Origin of the sequence: Kitasatospora putterlickiae (genome assembly GCF_039527695.1) — a bacterium.
Classification (GTDB): Bacteria; Actinomycetota; Actinomycetes; order Streptomycetales; family Streptomycetaceae; genus Kitasatospora; species Kitasatospora putterlickiae.
This window is the reverse complement of the sequence record NZ_BAAAKJ010000225.1, coordinates 38,659-56,520: the sequence shown is the minus strand read 5'-3', so window position 1 is coordinate 56,520 and position 17,862 is coordinate 38,659. Positions and strand designations below refer to the sequence as shown.

General features: G+C 72.1%; 15 protein-coding genes. 11 read left to right on the top strand and 4 right to left on the bottom strand.

The window, feature by feature from the left end:
- From ABD308_RS22855 to ABD308_RS22845, 3 genes are all read left to right on the top strand, one after another.
- A partial coding sequence (locus tag ABD308_RS22855) for a cytochrome P450 (RefSeq protein WP_344338072.1) occupies nt 1-795 on the top strand: 795 nt, incomplete at its 5' end.
- Between the two features lie 21 nt (nt 796-816).
- Nucleotides 817-1,818, top strand: coding sequence for an ADP-ribosylglycohydrolase family protein (locus ABD308_RS22850; RefSeq protein ID WP_344338070.1), 1,002 nt, complete (start codon nt 817-819; stop codon nt 1,816-1,818).
- 94 nt (nt 1,819-1,912) lie between these two features.
- Complete coding sequence (locus tag ABD308_RS22845) at nt 1,913-3,226, top strand: serpin family protein (protein WP_344338068.1); 1,314 nt, start codon at nt 1,913-1,915, stop codon at nt 3,224-3,226.
- An 11-nt stretch (nt 3,227-3,237) separates the two neighbouring features.
- On the opposite strand, the gene ABD308_RS22840 is transcribed toward ABD308_RS22845, so the two are convergent.
- The 4 genes from ABD308_RS22840 to ABD308_RS22825 all read right to left on the bottom strand — a co-directional run bounded on the left by ABD308_RS22840 (nt 3,238) and on the right by ABD308_RS22825 (nt 8,289).
- Nucleotides 3,238-4,341 carry an ADP-ribosylglycohydrolase family protein gene (locus ABD308_RS22840; protein ID WP_344338066.1) on the bottom strand — a complete coding sequence of 368 codons (1,104 nt, stop codon included), beginning with the start codon at nt 4,339-4,341 and terminating at the stop codon, nt 3,238-3,240.
- 63 nt (nt 4,342-4,404) lie between these two features.
- Nucleotides 4,405-5,697, bottom strand: coding sequence for a DUF2786 domain-containing protein (locus ABD308_RS22835; protein ID WP_344338065.1), 1,293 nt, complete (start codon nt 5,695-5,697; stop codon nt 4,405-4,407).
- 133 nt (nt 5,698-5,830) lie between these two features.
- Nucleotides 5,831-7,495, bottom strand: coding sequence for a GumC domain-containing protein (locus ABD308_RS22830; RefSeq protein ID WP_344338063.1), 1,665 nt, complete (start codon nt 7,493-7,495; stop codon nt 5,831-5,833).
- Nucleotides 7,492-8,289 carry an ABC transporter ATP-binding protein gene (locus ABD308_RS22825; RefSeq protein ID WP_344338061.1) on the bottom strand — a complete coding sequence of 266 codons (798 nt, stop codon included), beginning with the start codon at nt 8,287-8,289 and terminating at the stop codon, nt 7,492-7,494. Before ABD308_RS22825 ends, ABD308_RS22830 begins: the two co-directional genes overlap by 4 nt.
- A 299-nt stretch (nt 8,290-8,588) precedes the next feature.
- Here ABD308_RS22825 and ABD308_RS22820 point away from each other — a divergent pair, with 299 nt between their 5' ends.
- The 8 genes from ABD308_RS22820 (at nt 8,589) to ABD308_RS22785 (ending at nt 17,798) form a co-directional block, all read left to right on the top strand.
- Complete coding sequence (locus tag ABD308_RS22820) at nt 8,589-9,200, top strand: DUF1707 and DUF4190 domain-containing protein (RefSeq protein WP_344338059.1); 612 nt, start codon at nt 8,589-8,591, stop codon at nt 9,198-9,200.
- Between the two features lie 409 nt (nt 9,201-9,609).
- A complete protein-coding gene (gene rpsL, locus ABD308_RS22815; protein ID WP_014144289.1) occupies nt 9,610-9,981 on the top strand; it encodes a 30S ribosomal protein S12 in 372 nt (123 codons plus the stop codon).
- Between the two features lie 2 nt (nt 9,982-9,983).
- Entirely contained in the window at nt 9,984-10,454 is a 471-nt protein-coding gene (gene rpsG, locus ABD308_RS22810) for a 30S ribosomal protein S7 (RefSeq protein WP_030055803.1), read from the top strand.
- Between the two features lie 39 nt (nt 10,455-10,493).
- A complete protein-coding gene (gene fusA / locus ABD308_RS22805) occupies nt 10,494-12,599 on the top strand; it encodes an elongation factor G (RefSeq protein WP_344338056.1) in 2,106 nt (701 codons plus the stop codon).
- Nucleotides 12,600-12,798: 199 nt separating this feature from the next.
- On the top strand, nt 12,799-13,992 hold the full coding sequence (gene tuf / locus ABD308_RS22800) for an elongation factor Tu (RefSeq protein WP_344338055.1): 1,194 nt from the start codon (nt 12,799-12,801) through the stop codon (nt 13,990-13,992).
- A gap of 172 nt (nt 13,993-14,164) precedes the next feature.
- A complete protein-coding gene (locus tag ABD308_RS22795) occupies nt 14,165-16,246 on the top strand; it encodes a hypothetical protein (RefSeq protein WP_344338053.1) in 2,082 nt (693 codons plus the stop codon).
- Between the two features lie 155 nt (nt 16,247-16,401).
- Nucleotides 16,402-17,361, top strand: a complete 960-nt coding sequence (locus tag ABD308_RS22790) for a glycosyltransferase family 2 protein (RefSeq protein ID WP_344338051.1) — start codon at nt 16,402-16,404, stop codon at nt 17,359-17,361.
- On the top strand, nt 17,358-17,798 hold the full coding sequence (locus tag ABD308_RS22785; RefSeq protein WP_344338049.1) for a GtrA family protein: 441 nt from the start codon (nt 17,358-17,360) through the stop codon (nt 17,796-17,798). The genes ABD308_RS22790 and ABD308_RS22785 overlap by 4 nt, the downstream gene beginning before the upstream one ends.
- Nucleotides 17,799-17,862: the final 64 nt, after the last annotated feature.

The window sequence follows — 17,862 nt, the reverse complement described above, 5'->3', positions numbered from 1 at the left end:
ATCGCCGCCGTCGCCGAGCCGCTGCCGGTCGCGGTGATCGCCGAGATGCTCGGCGTCCCGGAGTCCGACCGGCACCTGCTGCGTCCGTGGTCCGCCGACATCACCGGGATGTTCGAGCTCAACCCGTCCGAGGAGGTCGCCCGCCGGGCCGTCACCGCGAGCACCGAGTTCTCCGACTACCTGCGCGCCCTCATCCGCGAGCGCCGGGCCGCCCCCGGCGAGGACCTGATCAGCGCGCTCATCCAGGCCCAGGAGGGCTCGGACGCGCTCAGCGAGCAGGAGATGGTCTCCACCTGCGTGCTGCTGCTCAACGCCGGCCACGAGGCGACCGTCAACACCACCGGCAACGGCTGGTGGGCACTGTTCCGCCACCCCGAGGAGCTGGCCCGGCTGCGCGCCGACGTCGACGGCCTGCTGCCCACCGCCGTCGAGGAGCTGATGCGCTGGGACACCCCGCTGCAGATGTTCGAGCGCTGGGTGCTGGAGGACATCGAGGTCCGCGGCGTCACGATCCCGCGCGGCTCCGAGGTCGCCCTGCTCTTCGGCTCCGCCAACCGCGACCCGGAGCGCTTCGCCGACCCGGACCGCCTGGACCTCGGCCGCGCCGACAACCCGCACATCACCTTCGGCGCCGGAATCCACTTCTGTCTCGGCGCCCCGCTTGCCAGACTGGAGCTCACCGAGTCCTACGGCACCCTGCTCCGCCGCGCCCCGGGCCTGCGGCTGGTCCGCGAGCCCGAGTGGCGGCCGGGCTACGTGATCCGGGGGCTGGAGGAACTGCTGGTCGAGGTGTGACACACGAGGGGGAGTCGGGCCGTGGGCGACAAGGCGACCGGGGCGCTGCTGGGGCTGGCGATCGGAGACGCGCTGGGCAAGGTCACCGAGTTCTCGGAGGTCGAGCTGATCGCGTGGCAGTGGCCGGACTGGCGGCGACTGCCGCTGCCGGACAACGCGTTGATCACCGACGACACCCAGATGACGCTCGCCCTGGCCCGCGCCCTGCGCACCGCGCGGGCACACGGCCCGCTCACCCCGCAGAACCTGGAGCCGCCGCTGCGCGCGGAGTTCATCGCCTGGTCGCGCTCGCCCGAGAACAACCGCGCGCCCGGGATGACCTGTCTGCGCTCCTGCGACCGGCTCGCCTCGCCCGGCGTCCGCTGGCAGCTCGCGAGCGACGTCGGCTCCAAGGGCTGCGGCGCCAACATGCGGGTCGCCCCGCTCGGCCTGGTCCGGGAGCTGACGGACGGTCAGCTTTCCGGGGCCGCCCAGCTCCAGTCCGGGCTCACCCACGGCCACCCGACCGCGCTCGCCGCCAGCGAGCTCACCGCGTACGCCGTCCGCAAGCTCGCCGAAGGCCTGCCGCCGGCCGGACTGACCGCCGTGCTGCGGGCGTACGCGCTCGCGCACCGCGGCCACTACGACGCGTTCTGGCTCGGGGACCTCGCCGACCATGCCCAGGACCGGACGGCCGAGGCGTTCGCCACCCGGGGCTGGGACGAGTGCCTGACGGTGCTCGACCGGCTGGACGCCGCGCTCGCGGCGCCGGACGTCGAGGCCGATCCCTGCCTGGCCACCGGCGAGGGCTGGATCGCCGAGGAGGCGCTCGCCACCGGGCTGCTCTGCTTCCTGCTGCTGCCGGACGACCCGGTGGCCGCCGTCCGCCGGGCCGCCTACTCCTCCGGCGACTCCGACTCGATCGCCTGCCTGGCCGGCGCCTTCGCCGGGGCGCACTTGGGCGCCGACGCGTGGCCGGCCGACTGGGTGGAGCGGATCGAGCACCGGGACGAGCTGCTGGAGTTCGGCGCGCTCTGGGACTGACGCTCCCGGGGAACCGGTGACGGGTGTGCCGCGTCGAATCGGCACCGAGGCGCGGGCACCGGCCCGCGCCGCGAACCGAGAGGCCAGGCCGGCCATGTCCGCGACGTCCGTCCGCACCCGCCGCCCGGCGGTGCTCCTGCTCTGCTGCGCGGCCCTGCTCACCGCCTGCGGCTCCTCCGGTGCCAGCACGGCCGTGGTCCGGGCCGACCCGGTGGCGCTGCCGCCCGCCGACCCCGCGCAGGTCGCCGCCACCGCCGCGGCCACCGGCGCGTTCGGCCTCGACCTGCTGCGCGCCCTCGCCGCCGACCCCGCCGCGGGCGGCGGCAACCTGGTGCTCTCGCCGTCCGGACTGGCCACCGCCCTCGCCATGGTGCTGCCCGGTGCCCGGGGCACCACCGCCGGGGAGATCGCCGGGGCGCTGCACACCGAGCTGACCCCCGAGCAGTACGCGCTCGCCACCGGCGCCCTGAACCGGTCGGCGGCGGTCACGGCCAAGGACGGGCCGGTCCTCCGGCAGGCCGAGGACCTGTGGGCCCAGCGCGACTACCCGCTCGACCAGCGTTACCTCGGCGTGCTGGCCGCCGCCTTCGACACCGGCGTGCGCACCGCGGACTTCCGCAAGGACCCGGAGGGCGCCCGCAAGGCCGTCAACGGCGTCGTCGAGAAGGCCACCGAAGGCCGGATCAAGGACCTCTTCGGCGCGGGACGGATCAACCCGAACACCCGGCTGGCGCTCACCGACGCGCTCTACCTCAAGGCCGACTGGGCCGAGCCCTTCAAGGCCGGGAAGACCGGCGCCCGGCCGTTCCACCGCCTCGACGGCACCGAAACCGCCGTGCCCACGATGGCCCGGACCACCGGGCTGCGCTACGCCGAGGGCTCCGGCGGCATCCTCGGCGAACCCTGGCAGGCCGTCGAACTCCCTTACGCCGGAAGCACCCTGGCGATGGACCTGGTGGTGCCCGCGCAGGGCGGCTTCGCGGCCTTCCGCAAGGGCCTGGACCAGGCGGAACTGGACCGGATCCTCGGCTCGCTCGCCCCGCGGGCCGTCGACCTCACACTGCCGAAGTTCCACTTCGACACCGCCAACGAGCTCACGCCCGCGCTGCGGGCCCTGGGCGTCAAGGCCGCCTTCGGGCCGGACGCCGACCTGTCCGGCATCCCCGGGCCGGGCGCCGACGGGGGACTCGCCATCGGCACCGTGGTGCAGAAGGCCACCATCCAGGTCGACGAGCAGGGCACGGTCGCGGCGGCCGGCAGCGGCGTCGGGGTGGGGGCGATGGCCGCACCGGCGCCCGTGAGCCCCGTCGAACTGCACGTCGACCGGCCGTTCCTCTTCCTGATCCGGGACACCGCCACCGGGCGGCCGCTCTTCCTCGGACAGGTCACCGACCCGGCGGCGACGTAACGGGCGGCGGGCTACCCGGCCGGGTAGCGGTCCCCGAGCGCCGGGTGGCCCGGCTCGCGGCTGCCGAACAGCACCAGCAGGTCGTCCGCCGTCCGCAGCACCGCCTCCCGGCCCTCCACCGCCTCCGCCCAGTCGGCCGGCAGCGCGCTCGCGCCGTACGCCGCGCCGACCAGGTTGCCGCAGACCGCGCCGGTCGAGTCGCTGTCCCCGGAGTGGTTCACCGACAGCAGCAGCGCCGAACGCGCCGGCCGCGGCCCGCCGTCCGCCGCCAGCAGGCAGTACACCGCGATCGCCAGGCACTCCTCGGCGATCCAGCCCAGCCCCACCCGCTCCACCGCCTCCGCCGACGGCTCGGACTCCTGGGCCACCCGCACCGCCCGGGCCAGCGCCTGCACCGTCTCCTTGGACGCCGGCCACTCCCGGGTCTGCTCCACCGTCTCGCCGACCGCCGCCCACGGCTCCGTCCCGGCCGCCAGCCGCTCCACCAGCGCCGCGAACGCGCCCGCCGCCAGGTAGCCGGTCGGATGCCCGTGGGTCAGCTGCGCGCACTGCGCGGCCAGCCCGAACGACTGCTCCACCCCCAGCCGCCCCAGCCCGAACGGCGCCGAGCGCATCACCGTGCCGCACCCCTTGGAGTGCGCGTTGATCGGCCCCGGCTGCCCCAGCGCCACCGGAGGCTCGAACGCCGGGTGGTACCGCACCCCGGTCAGGCACGCGTTGCCCGGCGCCCGCCGCGCGTACAGGAACGGCTCGCGCAGCAGCCAGCCGTCGTACGGGTGGGCCAGCGGCTCGCGGTCCGGCGCGCCCTGCTGCTGGGTGAGCAGCCACCGCCGGTACGCGTCGTGCACCGCCTCCGGCACCGAACCGCCGCCGCCCGACCAGCCGCGGACGAAGCCGCGGATCAGGCCCTCGGCGGTGAACAGGGTCATCTGGGTGTCATCGGTGACCTCGGCGACCAGGCCGTCGCCCGGCAGGCCGGTCACGCCGTCCGGGCCGAAGCGCTCGCGGATCTGCCGCAACTGGAGGAACTCCACCGGCCAGCCCAGTGCGTCGCCGATCGCGCCGCCGAGCAGCGCTCCGCGCACCCGGTCCCGGTAGCCCGTCCCCGTACTCACATCGCCCACCCCTCGTAGTCCCGCGACCTGTTCTACCAGGCGACCGGATCGCGGTTACGGACCTCAGCGGCGGATCTCGCCGGAGCGTCCGCGCAGCGAGGCCCGGTCCGCCGCCGCGCGGCCCGCCGCCCAGCCCTCGCCGTCGCTCACCCGCACCCGCTGGGAGACCAGCTTGGGGAACATCCGGTCCACCTCCTGGTCCACCGCCACGGTGCGGGCCTTCAGGGCCGGCAGCAGCCGGGCGTCCGGGACCAGCTGCTCCGCCGTGCCGTCCTCGCGCAGGTGCCGGCCGGCGGCGGCGTCACTGGTGGTCCGCTCGGTCGCCTCGGCCAGCCGCTCGCGGATCCGGGCGGCGTACGCCACCAGGAAGGACTGCCGGAACGCCTTGGTGCGGGAGGCGCCGTCCAGGTGCTGGCGGGCGCCGGCCTGCTGCATCGCGTGGGTCGCCTGGACGAGGAGCGAGGTGTAGAGCAGCTCGACGCCGTCCAGGTCGGCGTCGAAGCCGATCACGGTGCAGAAGCCGAACTCCTTCGCCCACACGACGCGGCAGCGGTTGGCGGCCGCGACCGCGTCCAGCAGCATCGTCTTCGGGCCCTCGTAGGGGTTGTCCACGCCGATCCGCAGCGCGCCCGGCGCGTGCGGATCGGTGCCGTCGACGGCGAGCAGGGCCTCGTCGATGCTGTGCTGGGCCATGAGCTGCTGGGCCTTGGCGGTCAGCGCCTCGGCCTCCTCGGGGAAGTCGGTGGACTCGGCCTTCGCGAGCAGGGCGCGGATCCGCGACAGCATCCGCGGCTCGCCCGTCACCGGGCGGCGCGGGCCGCCCTCCCGGCGCGCGGTCCGCCCCGGGGCGGGGCCCACGGGGGCGATCGGGGGCAGCCGGCCCCAGCCGCGCAGCAGCTCCAGCAGCGCGGTGGCGAGCGCGAAGCGGTCCAGCCGGTGCCGGTGGGCGAACGCGGGGAGGTACGCCTCGTCGGACGTCCACCAGACCTCCGCCTCAAGCTCGCGCAGCTGCTCCTGCCAGCGCCGGTCGGTGGCGGCGGCGGGGTAGCGGCGGGCCTCGGCGGCGATCAGGTCGACGGCGAGCGCCAAGTGCACGGGCTTCAGCTCGCGGCGCACCACCCGCGCCAGGTCCGCCGGCCGCCACCCGGCCGACCAGCACCGCCCGACCGCCGTGTCCGCGTACCCCAGCACCGCCCGGCTCACCGCCGGCCACTGCCCGGCGGAGGCCGCGAGCAGCGAGGCCCCGGTGTCCAGCGCGAGGTCCAACCCCTCCTCGGACGCCGTCACCACCCCCCGCACCGCCGTCTCCAGCAGCACCCCGGCCTCCCCGCCACCCTGCTGCTTCCGCCTGCTCACGCCGCCTACCTCCGGTCCCAATACCTCCCACCCATGATGCCGGACCGGCCCGGGTGGGCGGTTTCGGCTTCGCCTCGCCGGCCCCGGGAGCCCGGTGGCTGTGGTCGATCAGGTGAGTTCTTGACCAGCGGCCTCAGCGTTCGACGGCCTTGGTGAGGATCTCGGGGAGGCGTTCCAGCAGCCGGCCGGCGGCCAGGCGCAGGCCGAGGGTGGCGATGAGGGTGCCGTAGAGGGGGCCGGCGAGGAGGAGGGGCCAGGTGGGGGCGTCGGTGGCGAGGGCCCAGGCGAGGTAGGCGATGGCGGGGGAGGCGACGATGACGCTGCCGAACATCGAGCCGAAGCTGTTGAGCATCACCAGGCCGCCCTGGCCGGGGGCGGCGTTGCGCATCGGGTTGTTGTCGGCGGGCATGGTGTACGGCGCGAGCACGCTGAGCACGGCGCCGATGGCGATGCCGCTGCCGAGCAGGGCGAAGGCGACGCCGACGGCCGAGGGCAGGCCGGACCAGTCGCCGGTGGCGGCGGCCAGCACCACGGCGAGCACCAGGGTGACCGGGACGGCGTAGGAGAGCAGGGCGAACGCGCGGCCGCGCAGTTCGTCGCGGGCGTCGGCGGGGGTGAGCAGGGTGGCGGCGACCATCCAGAACGCGGAGCCGTCCATGCCGAACAGGTTGAGCATCTGCAGGCCGAGGAACATCCCGGTCATCGCCACCAGGTAGACCGTGGACCAGCCCTGGACGATCGACAGCACGCAGATCACCAGCGTCATGCCGATGCTGGTGAAGACGGCGGCCTTGGCCCGCGGCTCGCGCCAGGCGTACCGCAGGTGACGCTGCATCACGGCGCCGACCCGGCCGTCCGGCAGGAAGCGCCAGCCGCGCCCGGACTCCTGGACGCCGCGCACCACCTCCACCGTCGAGGCGTCGGCGGTGACCATCAGCTGCTGCAGGCTGGCCCGCCACCAGCGCAGCAGCAGGAGCAGCAGCGCGACGGTCGCGGCGAGTTGGAGCAGCGCGAGCGGGTACCGGCCCTCGCCGGCGGTGCGGACGGCGTCGACGGCGGAGACCGGGGGGATCCAGCGCAGCACGGAGGCGATCGGGGCGAGCGGTTCGAGGTCGAGGCCGTCGGCGCCGGGCTTGCCGAAGACGCTCTGCGAGCCGACGTTGGCGATCTGCACCAGCAGGGCGAACAGCAGGCCGCCGAAGATGGCGAAGTCCTTGCCGCGCCGGCTGGAGAGCAGCCGGGCGTTGCCGGCGGCGACCGCGCGGGAGAGGACGACCACGGTCACCACCGCGAGCGGCACGCCGATCACCGCGGCCGCCGCCGAGGCGCCGCCGAGGGCGCCGGAGAGCGCGGCGCCGGTGAGCAGCACCAGGCTGACCAGCGGCCCGGGCCCGATCAGCGCGGCGAGCACCGAGCCGCGCAGCAGCGGTCCGGGCCGCAGCGGCAGCATGGTGAGCCTGGTCGGGTCGGCGCTCTCGTCGCTGGAGAACAGGAACAGCGGTATCGCGGCCCAGCCGAGGGTGAGCGCGCCGGTGAGGACGACGCCGGCGTCACCGGCGGATCCGCTGTCGACGGCGTGCTCCAGCATCGCCATCGCGAGCGCGATCCCGGCGGCGAACAGCACGCCGAGGACGGCACCGAGCAGGTAGAGGGCGGCGCGGCCGCGGCTGCGGCGCAGGCCGTTGCGCAGCAGCCGGAGCTTGAGCGAGACGAGGGTGCGGACGACCGTGCGGTCGTCGGGCGGGGCCGCGGCGGGTGCGGGGGACGGTGTCGCGGCCGGGGCGGCGGGGGCGTTCACCGGTCGCCCCCGCCGAGCCAGCCGAGGGCCTGGCCGTCGTCCTCGCGGACGCCGATCAGCTCCAGGAACGCCTCGTGCAGGCTGTGTCCGCCGCGGACGGTGTCGAGCGGGCCCTGGGCGATCACCCGGCCGGCGCTGATGACGGCGACCCAGTCGCAGAGCTGCTCGACGAGCTCCATGACGTGGCTGGAGAAGACGACGGTGGAGCCGGCCGCCGCGTACCGCTTGAGCACGCCGCGGATGGTCTGGGCGGAGACCGGGTCGACGCCCTCGAAGGGCTCGTCGAGGAACAGCACGTCCGGGTTGTGCAGGAGGGCGGCGGCGAGGCCGATCTTCTTGCGCATGCCGGTGGAGTAGTCGGCGACCAGCTTGTCGGCGTGGCCGGCGAGGTCGAGGACGGCGAGCAGTTCCTCGGCGCGGCGGTCGACCTCGGCGCCGGGCAGGCCGCGCAGCCGGCCGTTGTACTGGAGCAGTTCGCGGCCGCTGAGCCGTTCGAACATGCGCAGGCCCTCGGGGAGGATGCCGATCCGGGCCTTGGCGGCGACCGGGTCGGCCCAGACGTCGGCGCCGTGGATCAGCACGGTGCCCTGGTCCGGCCGGAGCAGGCCGGTGACCATCGACAGCGTGGTCGTCTTGCCCGCGCCGTTGGGGCCGACCAGTCCGACGAACGCCCCGGCCGGCAGCTCCAGGCCGAGCCCGGCGACGGCGGCCTGGGTGCCGAAGTGCTTCCACAGGCCCTGGATGGAGACGGCCGAGGGGGCGGTGGGGTCGGGGGACGGCGCTGGCGCCTGCATGATGGCGGCTCTTTCCACTGGGGGACGGACCGGGCGGGCCGATGATCGTTTCATGATCCACAAGGCCTGACGACAGCCTGCCACCGCCCGGCCGGGCCCGTCTGCAGGGCCGATGCCCCGGGTGTGTCTGGGCCAAACGGGTGGCGGTGGGGGCTCCGGTGGCCCGGGAGGCGCCGGAATGCCGTCGATTCCGGGGAATTGGCAACTACTCAGGACTCCCGTTCGTCCTGCACTATGAGAGTGGGAGCCCAGTGGACGGGCGACAACCGTGTTCGCGCGGGGGTACCGGGAGGTGGCGGATGGCCGTTCAGCCGTGGGGCGAGCAGGGCTACGGGACGGCCAGGCCGCACGCGTACCCGCCGCCCGCGCCTGGGGCGCCCCCGCACGGCGCGCCGCCCCAGGCGATGCACCAGGCGGCGCACGCGGCGATGCCGCAGTCGGCGATGCGCGCGGCGACGGCGGACCGCGAGCGGACGGTGGACGTGCTGAAGGCCGCGTTCGCCGAGGGCCGGCTGAGCGCCACCGAGTACGGCGAGCGGTTCGAGGCGGCGAGCGGCGCGCAGACCTACGGCCAGCTGGCCCGCCTGGTCGCCGACCTGCCGGCCGGCCCGATGGTGGCGCCCCAGATGGTGACGCCGCAGCTGGTGGCCCCGGTGCCGGCGACCTTCCTGCCGCCGCCGGTCCTGGTGCCGCCGCCGCGCCCGACCAACAGCGCGGCCGTGACCTCCCTGGTGCTCAGCCTGCTGGGCCTGGGCCTGCCGGCGGTGATCGCCGGCCACGTCGCCAAGAACCAGCTCAGCCGGCGCAACGAGGACGGCGACTCGATGGCCACCGTCGGTCTGGTCCTCGGTTACGTGGAGTGCGCGTTCTGGACCCTGTTCATGCTCCTCGTGCTGTCGGCCGGCGCCTGACCGCCCCGGGCCCCGGCTGGCGGCCGCATCCCCGGTGTGGTAGGGCGGTAGGTGAGCGACCCGACACCGGGCGGCCGCGCGAGGGACACCCGGGCGACACCCGGTCGACGGCCGCCACCTGCGGCGTTGCATTTGTTTTGACCGCGCCCGATGCGCTAGGTACGCTCTGACCTTGTGCCTGGGGTGTCCCCGGGTCCTTGTGCGTGCATGCACACCGGTCGCCGCGCCGAGCCGGAGCGCCTCCCAGCGCGCCGCGCGTAGAGCGCCGTCGCTGTACATCAGCCCACGGGATTCCGTGCCGGAAAAAGCCCAACACACCCGACCGCGTGGGTCGACCACGGGGCCGTGTGCGAGGGAATCACCGCAGGTTAGTTCCACCAAGCCTTGGCACACAGAAAACGGAGAAACGGTGCCTACGATCCAGCAGCTGGTCCGAAAGGGCCGGCAGGACAAGGTCGAGAAGAACAAGACTCCCGCGCTGAAGGGTTCCCCGCAGCGCCGTGGGGTCTGCACGCGTGTGTACACGACCACCCCGAAGAAGCCGAACTCGGCTCTCCGCAAGGTCGCCCGTGTGCGCCTCACCAGCGGGATCGAGGTCACCGCTTACATCCCGGGCGAGGGCCACAACCTGCAGGAGCACTCCATCGTGCTGGTTCGCGGTGGTCGTGTGAAGGACCTTCCTGGTGTCCGCTACAAGATCATCCGCGGTTCGCTCGACACCCAGGGTGTCAAGAACCGCAAGCAGGCCCGCAGCCGCTACGGCGCCAAGAAGGAGAAGTAAGAATGCCTCGTAAGGGCCCCGCCCCGAAGCGCCCGGTCATCATCGACCCGGTCTACGGCTCCCCGGTCGTCACCCAGCTGGTCAACAAGATCCTGCTGCACGGCAAGCGCTCCACCGCCGAGCGGATCGTCTACGGCGCCCTTGAGGGCGTCCGCGAGAAGACCGGCTCGGACCCGGTCGTCACGCTGAAGCGCGCGCTGGAGAACGTCAAGCCGGCCCTCGAGGTCAAGTCCCGCCGTGTCGGTGGCGCGACCTACCAGGTTCCGGTCGAGGTCCGTCCGGGCCGCGCCAGCACCCTGGCGCTGCGCTGGATGGTCGGCTACTCGCGCGCCCGTCGCGAGAAGACCATGACCGAGCGCCTGATGAACGAGATCCTCGACGCCAGCAACGGCCTGGGCGCTTCCGTGAAGCGTCGCGAGGACACCCACAAGATGGCCGAGTCCAACAAGGCCTTCGCGCACTACCGCTGGTAGTCCGTACCCCGTCACTAGACAGAGAGAGAACGAGCCACCATGGCTGCAACCTCCCTTGACCTCGCCAAGGTCCGCAACATCGGGATCATGGCGCACATCGACGCGGGCAAGACCACCACCACCGAGCGGATCCTGTTCTACACCGGCGTGTCGTACAAGATCGGTGAGGTCCACGATGGCGCCGCCACCATGGACTGGATGGAGCAGGAGCAGGAGCGCGGCATCACGATCACGTCGGCCGCGACGACCTGTCACTGGACCGTCGACGATGCCGACCACACCATCAACATCATCGACACCCCGGGTCACGTCGACTTCACCGTCGAGGTGGAGCGTTCGCTGCGCGTCCTCGACGGTGCCGTGACCGTGTTCGACGGTGTCGCCGGTGTCGAGCCCCAGTCCGAGACCGTGTGGCGGCAGGCTGACCGCTACGGCGTTCCGCGCATCTGCTTCATCAACAAGCTGGACCGCACGGGCGCCAACTTCTTCTTCTGCGTCCAGACCATCGTGGACCGCCTCGGCGCCACCCCGCTGGTCATGCAGCTGCCGATCGGTGCCGAGTCGGACTTCCAGGGCGTTGTCGACCTGGTCCGCATGAAGGCGCTGGTCTGGTCGGCCGAGGCCGCCAAGGGCGAGATGTACGACATCGTCGACATCCCGGCCGAGCTGCAGGAGCAGGCGGACGAGTACCGCGAGGCCCTGCTCGACACCGTGTCCAACGTCAGCGACGAGATCATGGAGCTCGCCCTTGAGGGCGAGGACATCCCGGTCGAGCTGCTGCAGGCCGCGATCCGCAAGGGCACGCTGAACTCGGACTTCACCCCGATCTTCTGCGGCACCGCGTTCAAGAACAAGGGCGTCCAGCCCCTGCTCGACGCCGTCGTCAAGTACCTGCCGTCCCCGCTGGACATCGAGTCCATCGAGGGCACCAAGCCGGGCGACGACACCGTCAAGATCTCCCGCAAGGCCTCGGACGACGAGCCGCTCGCCGCGCTCGCGTTCAAGATCATGTCGGACCCGCACCTCGGCAAGCTCACCTTCGTCCGGGTTTACTCGGGCCGCCTGGAGTCCGGCACCTCGGTGCTGAACGCCGTCAAGGGCAAGAAGGAGCGCATCGGCAAGATCTACCGCATGCACGCGAACAAGCGTGAGGAGATCGAGTCGGTGGGCGCCGGCGACATCATCGCCGTCATGGGCCTGAAGCAGACCACCACCGGTGAGACGCTGTCCGACGAGAAGAACCCGGTCATCCTGGAGTCCATGGACTTCCCGGCCCCGGTCATCCGCGTCGCGATCGAGCCCAAGTCCAAGGGTGACCAGGAGAAGCTGGGTGTCGCCATCCAGCGTCTCGCCGAGGAGGACCCGTCCTTCCAGGTCAACACGGACGAGGAGACCGGCCAGACCATCATCGCGGGTATGGGCGAGCTGCACCTTGAGGTGCTGGTCGACCGTATGCGCCGTGAGTTCAAGGTCGAGGCCAACGTCGGCAAGCCGCAGGTCGCGTACCGCGAGACCATCCGCCAGGCGGTCGAGCGCATCGACTACACCCACAAGAAGCAGACCGGTGGTTCCGGTCAGTTCGCCAAGGTGCAGATCGCGATCGAGCCGCTTGAGCAGGCCGAGGGCTACGAGTTCGTCAACCTGGTCACCGGTGGCCGCGTGCCGCGCGAGTACATCCCGTCGGTCGACGCCGGCTGCCAGGAGGCCATGGAGTTCGGCATCCTCGCCGGCTACCCGCTGCAGGGTGTCCGCGTGAAGCTGCTCGACGGTGCCGCGCACGACGTCGACTCCTCCGAGCTCGCGTTCAAGATCGCCGGCTCGATGGCCTTCAAGGAAGGCGCCAGGAAGGCCAAGCCGGTCCTCCTGGAGCCGATGATGGCCGTCGAGGTCACCACGCCCGAGGACTACATGGGCGACGTGATCGGCGACATCAACTCTCGCCGTGGCCAGATCCGGTCCATGGACGAGCGTCACGGTGCCCGCGTCGTCACGGCGCTGGTGCCCCTCTCCGAGATGTTCGGCTACGTCGGTGACCTGCGCAGCAAGACCTCCGGTCGCGCGAGCTACTCGATGCAGTTCGACTCGTACGCCGAGGTTCCCCGGAACGTCGCGGACGACATCATCGCGAAGGCCAAGGGCGAGTGACGTCCCGACTTTCGGGACGATAACCAACCCTTAGGCTATTAGGAGGCAATCCGGGAGGATCCGGTCGGATCCTCCCGGGGCCTCCGGCCCCCCCACCAGCGGGACGGCACGGGGTGTCCTCCGGACAACCCGCACCAAAACCGATCAAAGACCAACTGGCGTCAGCACGGCGTACAGGAACTGTCCTCAGGAGGACTCAGTGGCGAAGGCGAAGTTCGAGCGGACGAAGCCCCACGTCAACATCGGCACCATCGGTCACATCGACCACGGTAAGACCACGCTGACCGCGGCCATCACCAAGGTGCTGCACGACGCGTACCCGGAGATCAACCCCTTCACGCCGTTCGACCAGATCGACAAGGCGCCGGAGGAGCGGCAGCGCGGTATCACCATCTCCATCGCGCACGTCGAGTACCAGACCGAGGCGCGCCACTACGCCCACGTCGACTGCCCGGGTCACGCGGACTACATCAAGAACATGATCACCGGTGCCGCCCAGATGGACGGCGCCATCCTGGTGGTCGCCGCCACCGACGGCCCGATGCCGCAGACCAAGGAGCACGTCCTCCTGGCCCGCCAGGTCGGCGTCCCCTACATCGTCGTCGCCCTGAACAAGGCCGACATGGTGGACGACGAGGAGATCCTGGAGCTCGTCGAGCTCGAGGTCCGCGAGCTGCTCTCCGAGTACGAGTTCCCGGGCGACGACCTGCCGGTCGTCCGCGTCTCCGCGCTGAAGGCGCTGGAGGGCGACAAGGAGTGGGGCGAGAAGCTCCTCGGCCTGATGCACGCGGTCGACGAGAACATCCCGACCCCGGCCCGCGCCGTGGACCAGCCGTTCCTGATGCCGATCGAGGACGTCTTCACGATCACCGGTCGTGGCACCGTCGTCACCGGTCGTATCGAGCGTGGCATCCTCAAGGTCAACGAGACCGTCGACATCATCGGCATCAAGACCGAGAAGACCACCACCACGGTCACCGGCATCGAGATGTTCCGCAAGCTGCTCGACGAGGGCCAGGCCGGTGAGAACGTCGGTCTGCTGCTCCGTGGCATCAAGCGCGAGGACGTCGAGCGCGGCCAGGTCATCATCAAGCCGGGTTCGGTCACGCCGCACACCGACTTCGAGGCCCAGTCCTACATCCTGTCGAAGGACGAGGGTGGCCGTCACACCCCGTTCTTCAACAACTACCGCCCGCAGTTCTACTTCCGTACCACGGACGTGACCGGCGTCGTGACCCTCCCCGAGGGCACCGAGATGGTCATGCCGGGCGACAACACCGCCATGACCGTCGCGCTGATCCAGCCCGTCGCCATGGAGGAGGGCCTGAAGTTCGCCATCCGTGAGGGTGGCCGCACCGTCGGCGCCGGCCAGGTCACCAAGATCGTCAAGTGATCTGACGCTCTGACCGACCGGCCACGGCCGGAATGAGGGCTTGGCGGGAACCCCGGTTCCCGCCAAGCCCTCCGTCATTTCGCCGAACGTTCGTCCACTAGGATCGCCCGTACTGGCGCTACACCGGTCGTACGGGCACAGTCCGACGCAGGGGATGGGATTCAAGGTCTCGATGGAACGACTCCGCACCAGGGTGGCCGCGCGCTCTACGGCCGAGGAGGCCGCTCCCGCGAGCCCGGCGCCGGCCCCCGGCCCGGTCCGCACTCCGACCCGCGTCCCCGCCCGGAGCCTGCCGGCGCTCGCCGCCGGGCTGGCCCTGGCCTGGGTGCTGCCCGCCGCGCTGATCTCGATGGGCGTCGGGATCGCCGTCCTGCCGCTGCTGGTCCTGGGGGTCGGCTCGCTGCTGCGGGTCGGCGGGGTGCTGCTCGACCGGCTGGTCGCCGCCGCCCTGGTCACCGCCGGCGGCGTGCTCGCCTTCGGCCTGCTGTTCTCGCTCTGGCCCTGGGGCCTCGACCCGATCCCGACCTCGGGCGTGCTGTGCAGCGCCGTGGTGCTCACCGGCTGGTTCTTCCGCCGCACCCCGCGGCTGCCGCTGCGGTTCCGGCCCTCCGACCTCATGGTCGCCGGCATCGCGGGCGTGATGTGGCACTACCTGCACAAGCCGCTGATCGGCAAGGGACCGGGCTGGCGCCTGGAGTTCCTCACCACCGCCGAGGACCGGCTCAACCACTTCTCCTACTTCGTGGGGATCCAGCACGTCGGCGGCTACAACTTCCTGCACCAGGAGGCCGCCAAGGCGTACATGATGTCGGGCGAGGGCGTCTACCCGCAGGGCACGCACTTCCTGCTCGCCTGGGTCGACTCGCTGGTGCGCTCCGCCGCGGACCTCGGTCCCGAGCTGGACACCATGAACCGCTACCTGCTCTACGTGCTGGCCGGGTACGCCCTGCTGGGCACCGGGCTGGTCTGGGCGGCCCGCTGGATCGGCGGCCCACGGCTGCGCGGCTGGCGGACGGCGGCCGTCCTCGGCACCGTCGCCGCGCTGGTGTTCTCCAGCAACTACACCGACCTGCTCATCCACGGCTTCGACTCCACCGTGCTCGGCCTGCTGATGGTCGCGCTGCTCGCCGCCTTCATGGTGCGGCCCGCGATGGGCACCACCGAGTTCCTGCTCATCGCGGCGCTCGGCCTGATCACCGTCACCTACATCTACAACCTCTTCGGCGCCGTCGCCGGCCTGATCGTGGTCGGCGCCCTGGTCGTCCACCGCCGCCGCTTCCGCCTCGCGCACTGGCCCCGCTACGCGGTGGCCGCCGTGCTCGCCCTCGGTGTGGCCGGCCTGCCCAGCGTGGTCTCCGTCCTCTCCGAGCTGGACGTCGCGGGCACCTCCAACCTCGGCGGTCCGAGCGTCGGCGCCGACCGCGCCATCCTGATCGGCGGCCTGCTGTTGGGCGCGCTCGCCGCGCTCTCGCCGAGCGTGCGGCGCACCGCGTCCGGTCAGGCCCACCTGGTGGTGGTGCTCGGCACCGGCGCCGCGGTCGGCGGCTTCGCCTGGTGGCAGATCCACACCATCGGCCAGGTCTCCTACTACTTCGAGAAGCTGGCCGGCACCGGCATCGTGATCGCGCTCGTCTCGATCGGCGCCGTCGGCCCGCTGCTGCGCGGCGCCTCGCCCGCCCGGGTGCCGGTGCTGCGCCGGCGGATCAGCGACGGCCTGCTGTCGGTGCTCGCGGTGGCGACGGCGCTCAGCCTGTTCGCCGGCGTCCAGTGGGGCATGGACTCCTTCAAGGGGATGCCCTCGGCCTGGCGCAACAACCCGCTGATGGCCTGGAGCCGCGGTGACGCCTGGAGCGACATCGGCCCGCGTCACGGCGCGACCGTGATGGGCGACCTGGACGGGATCCGGGAGCCGGTGATGGTGCTCTACTCCAACGACGACTACAAGAACCTCAAGTCCACCTGGCTGGCGGCGCTGCTGCGCTCCCGGGGCGGCGACATGCGGGGGTTCTACGAGACGCACTGGGTGAACATCGGCGCGGCCGAGCGGCCGGAGCCGGAGCACCAGGCGTCGATCGAGCACGTGAAGAAGGCCGCCGAGAAGCTCGGGCAGCCGATCACCGTGGTCGTGGCCGACCCGGCGACCGGCGAGCGGATCCGCAAGGACGTGGCCGGCTTCCAGCCGCGGATCACCGTGGTGGTCAAGGAGGGCAACAACTGGGTCCACCCGTGGGCCCGCAGCTTCCCCGGGGTCTGATCCCGCCGCCGTCCCCGCGGCCGGCCCCGCCACGGGGGCGGCCGCACAGGCCTGATCAGCTCTCATGCGGTGCTCATCCGGCTTCATCCCGGGCTCAGCACCGACTGCTATTGTCGCCACAATTCAGCAGCTCCGGCCGAAAGCGGGACCAACTCATGTCGACAGCGCCCGAGTTGTCGGTCGTCATGCCGATCTACAACGAGCAGGAGGCGCTGCCGAGGACGGTCGAGCGGCTGCGGCCGATCCTCGACGCCCTCAAGGTGGACTACGAGGTGGTCGGCGTCGACGACGGCAGCACCGACGCCACCCCCGTGCTCATGCAGAAGATCCGTCAGGACTGGCCCGAGTTCCGGATCGTCCGCTTCTCCCGCAACTCCGGCCACCAGGCCGCGTTGAAGGCCGGCCTCGACCGCGCCTTCGGCGACTACGTGGTGAGCCTCGACGCCGACCTCCAGGACCCGCCGGAGAAGATCCCGGAGATGCTCGAACTCGCCCGCGAGCAGGGCCTCGACATCGTCTACGGGGTGCGCGGGGACCGGACCACCGACAGCACGTTCAAGCGCCGCTCGGCGGGCGCCTACTACTGGCTGATGCGCAAGCTGATCGGCAAGCGGATGCCCAACCAGGCCGGCGACTACCGCCTGCTCAGCCGGGCCGCGGTGGACGCGCTGAAGGCGCTGCCCGAGCACCAGCCGGTCTACCGGCTGCTGGTGCCCTGGCTGGGCTTCCCCAGCGGGGAGGTCCGCTACGTCCGGGAGGAGCGGGTGGCCGGCACCACCCACTACCCGCTGGGCAAGATGGTGCGGCTCGCGCTCGACAGCATCGTCAACTTCTCCGCCGCGCCGCTGCGGCTGGCCACCTGGCTGGGCCTGCTGAGCTTCGCGGTCTGCCTGGTGATGACCGTCTACACCGCGGTCGCGTACGCCCTCGGCTCCACCGTGCCCGGCTGGTCCTCGCTCTTCATGGGCATGCTCTTCCTCGGCGCGGTGCAGCTGATCTGCGTCGGCCTGCTGGGGGAGTACACCGCGCGGATCTACTCGGCGGTGCAGGCCAGGCCGGCCTACTTCGTCGGCTACGACTCGGCCGAGGACGAACAACGGGGGAATTCCCGATGACGATCTCCGGCGATCCGGCGCCGCCCGCGCTCCGGCCGGAGGCCGCCGAGCCCCGGCGGCAACTGCCGTCCTTCCTGGTGATCGGCGTGCTGAGCACGGTCTTCTACCTGGTGCTGTTCGCCGTCCTGCGGCAGGTCTGCTCCGCGCAGACGGCCAACCTGGTCGCGCTGGCCGTCAGCGCGGTCGCCAACACCGCCGCCAACCGCCGCTTCACCTTCGGGATCACCGGCTCCGAGGGCGCGGTGCGCCACCAGTTCCAGGGCGCGGTGGCCTTCCTGATCGGCCTCGGCCTGAGCAGCGGGGCGCTCGCACTGCTGCACGCGACGGCGCCGGACGCCCCGCGGACCGTCGAGGTCGCCGGGCTGGTGGTGGCCAACGGGCTGGCCACCGTGGCGCGCTTCCTGCTGCTGCGGGTCTGGGTGTTCCGCAACCGCTGAGCCGTTGCCCGCCCCGTACGCCCCGGGAACGGGAACGGCCCGCGCCGCCGCCACCGGAGTGCTC

Excerpts from the sequence above, each read along its gene's own strand:
- ABD308_RS22845 (WP_344338068.1), top strand. The coding sequence starts at position 1,913 with ATGTCCGCGACGTCCGTCCGCACCCGCCGCCCGGCGGTGCTCCTGCTC.
- ABD308_RS22825 (WP_344338061.1), bottom strand. The coding sequence starts at position 8,289 with ATGCAGGCGCCAGCGCCGTCCCCCGACCCCACCGCCCCCTCGGCCGTC.
- ABD308_RS22820 (WP_344338059.1), top strand. The coding sequence starts at position 8,589 with ATGGCCGTTCAGCCGTGGGGCGAGCAGGGCTACGGGACGGCCAGGCCG.
- rpsG (WP_030055803.1), top strand. The coding sequence starts at position 9,984 with ATGCCTCGTAAGGGCCCCGCCCCGAAGCGCCCGGTCATCATCGACCCG.
- fusA (WP_344338056.1), top strand. The coding sequence starts at position 10,494 with ATGGCTGCAACCTCCCTTGACCTCGCCAAGGTCCGCAACATCGGGATC.
- ABD308_RS22795 (WP_344338053.1), top strand. The coding sequence starts at position 14,165 with ATGGAACGACTCCGCACCAGGGTGGCCGCGCGCTCTACGGCCGAGGAG.
- ABD308_RS22790 (WP_344338051.1), top strand. The coding sequence starts at position 16,402 with ATGTCGACAGCGCCCGAGTTGTCGGTCGTCATGCCGATCTACAACGAG.
- ABD308_RS22785 (WP_344338049.1), top strand. The coding sequence starts at position 17,358 with ATGACGATCTCCGGCGATCCGGCGCCGCCCGCGCTCCGGCCGGAGGCC.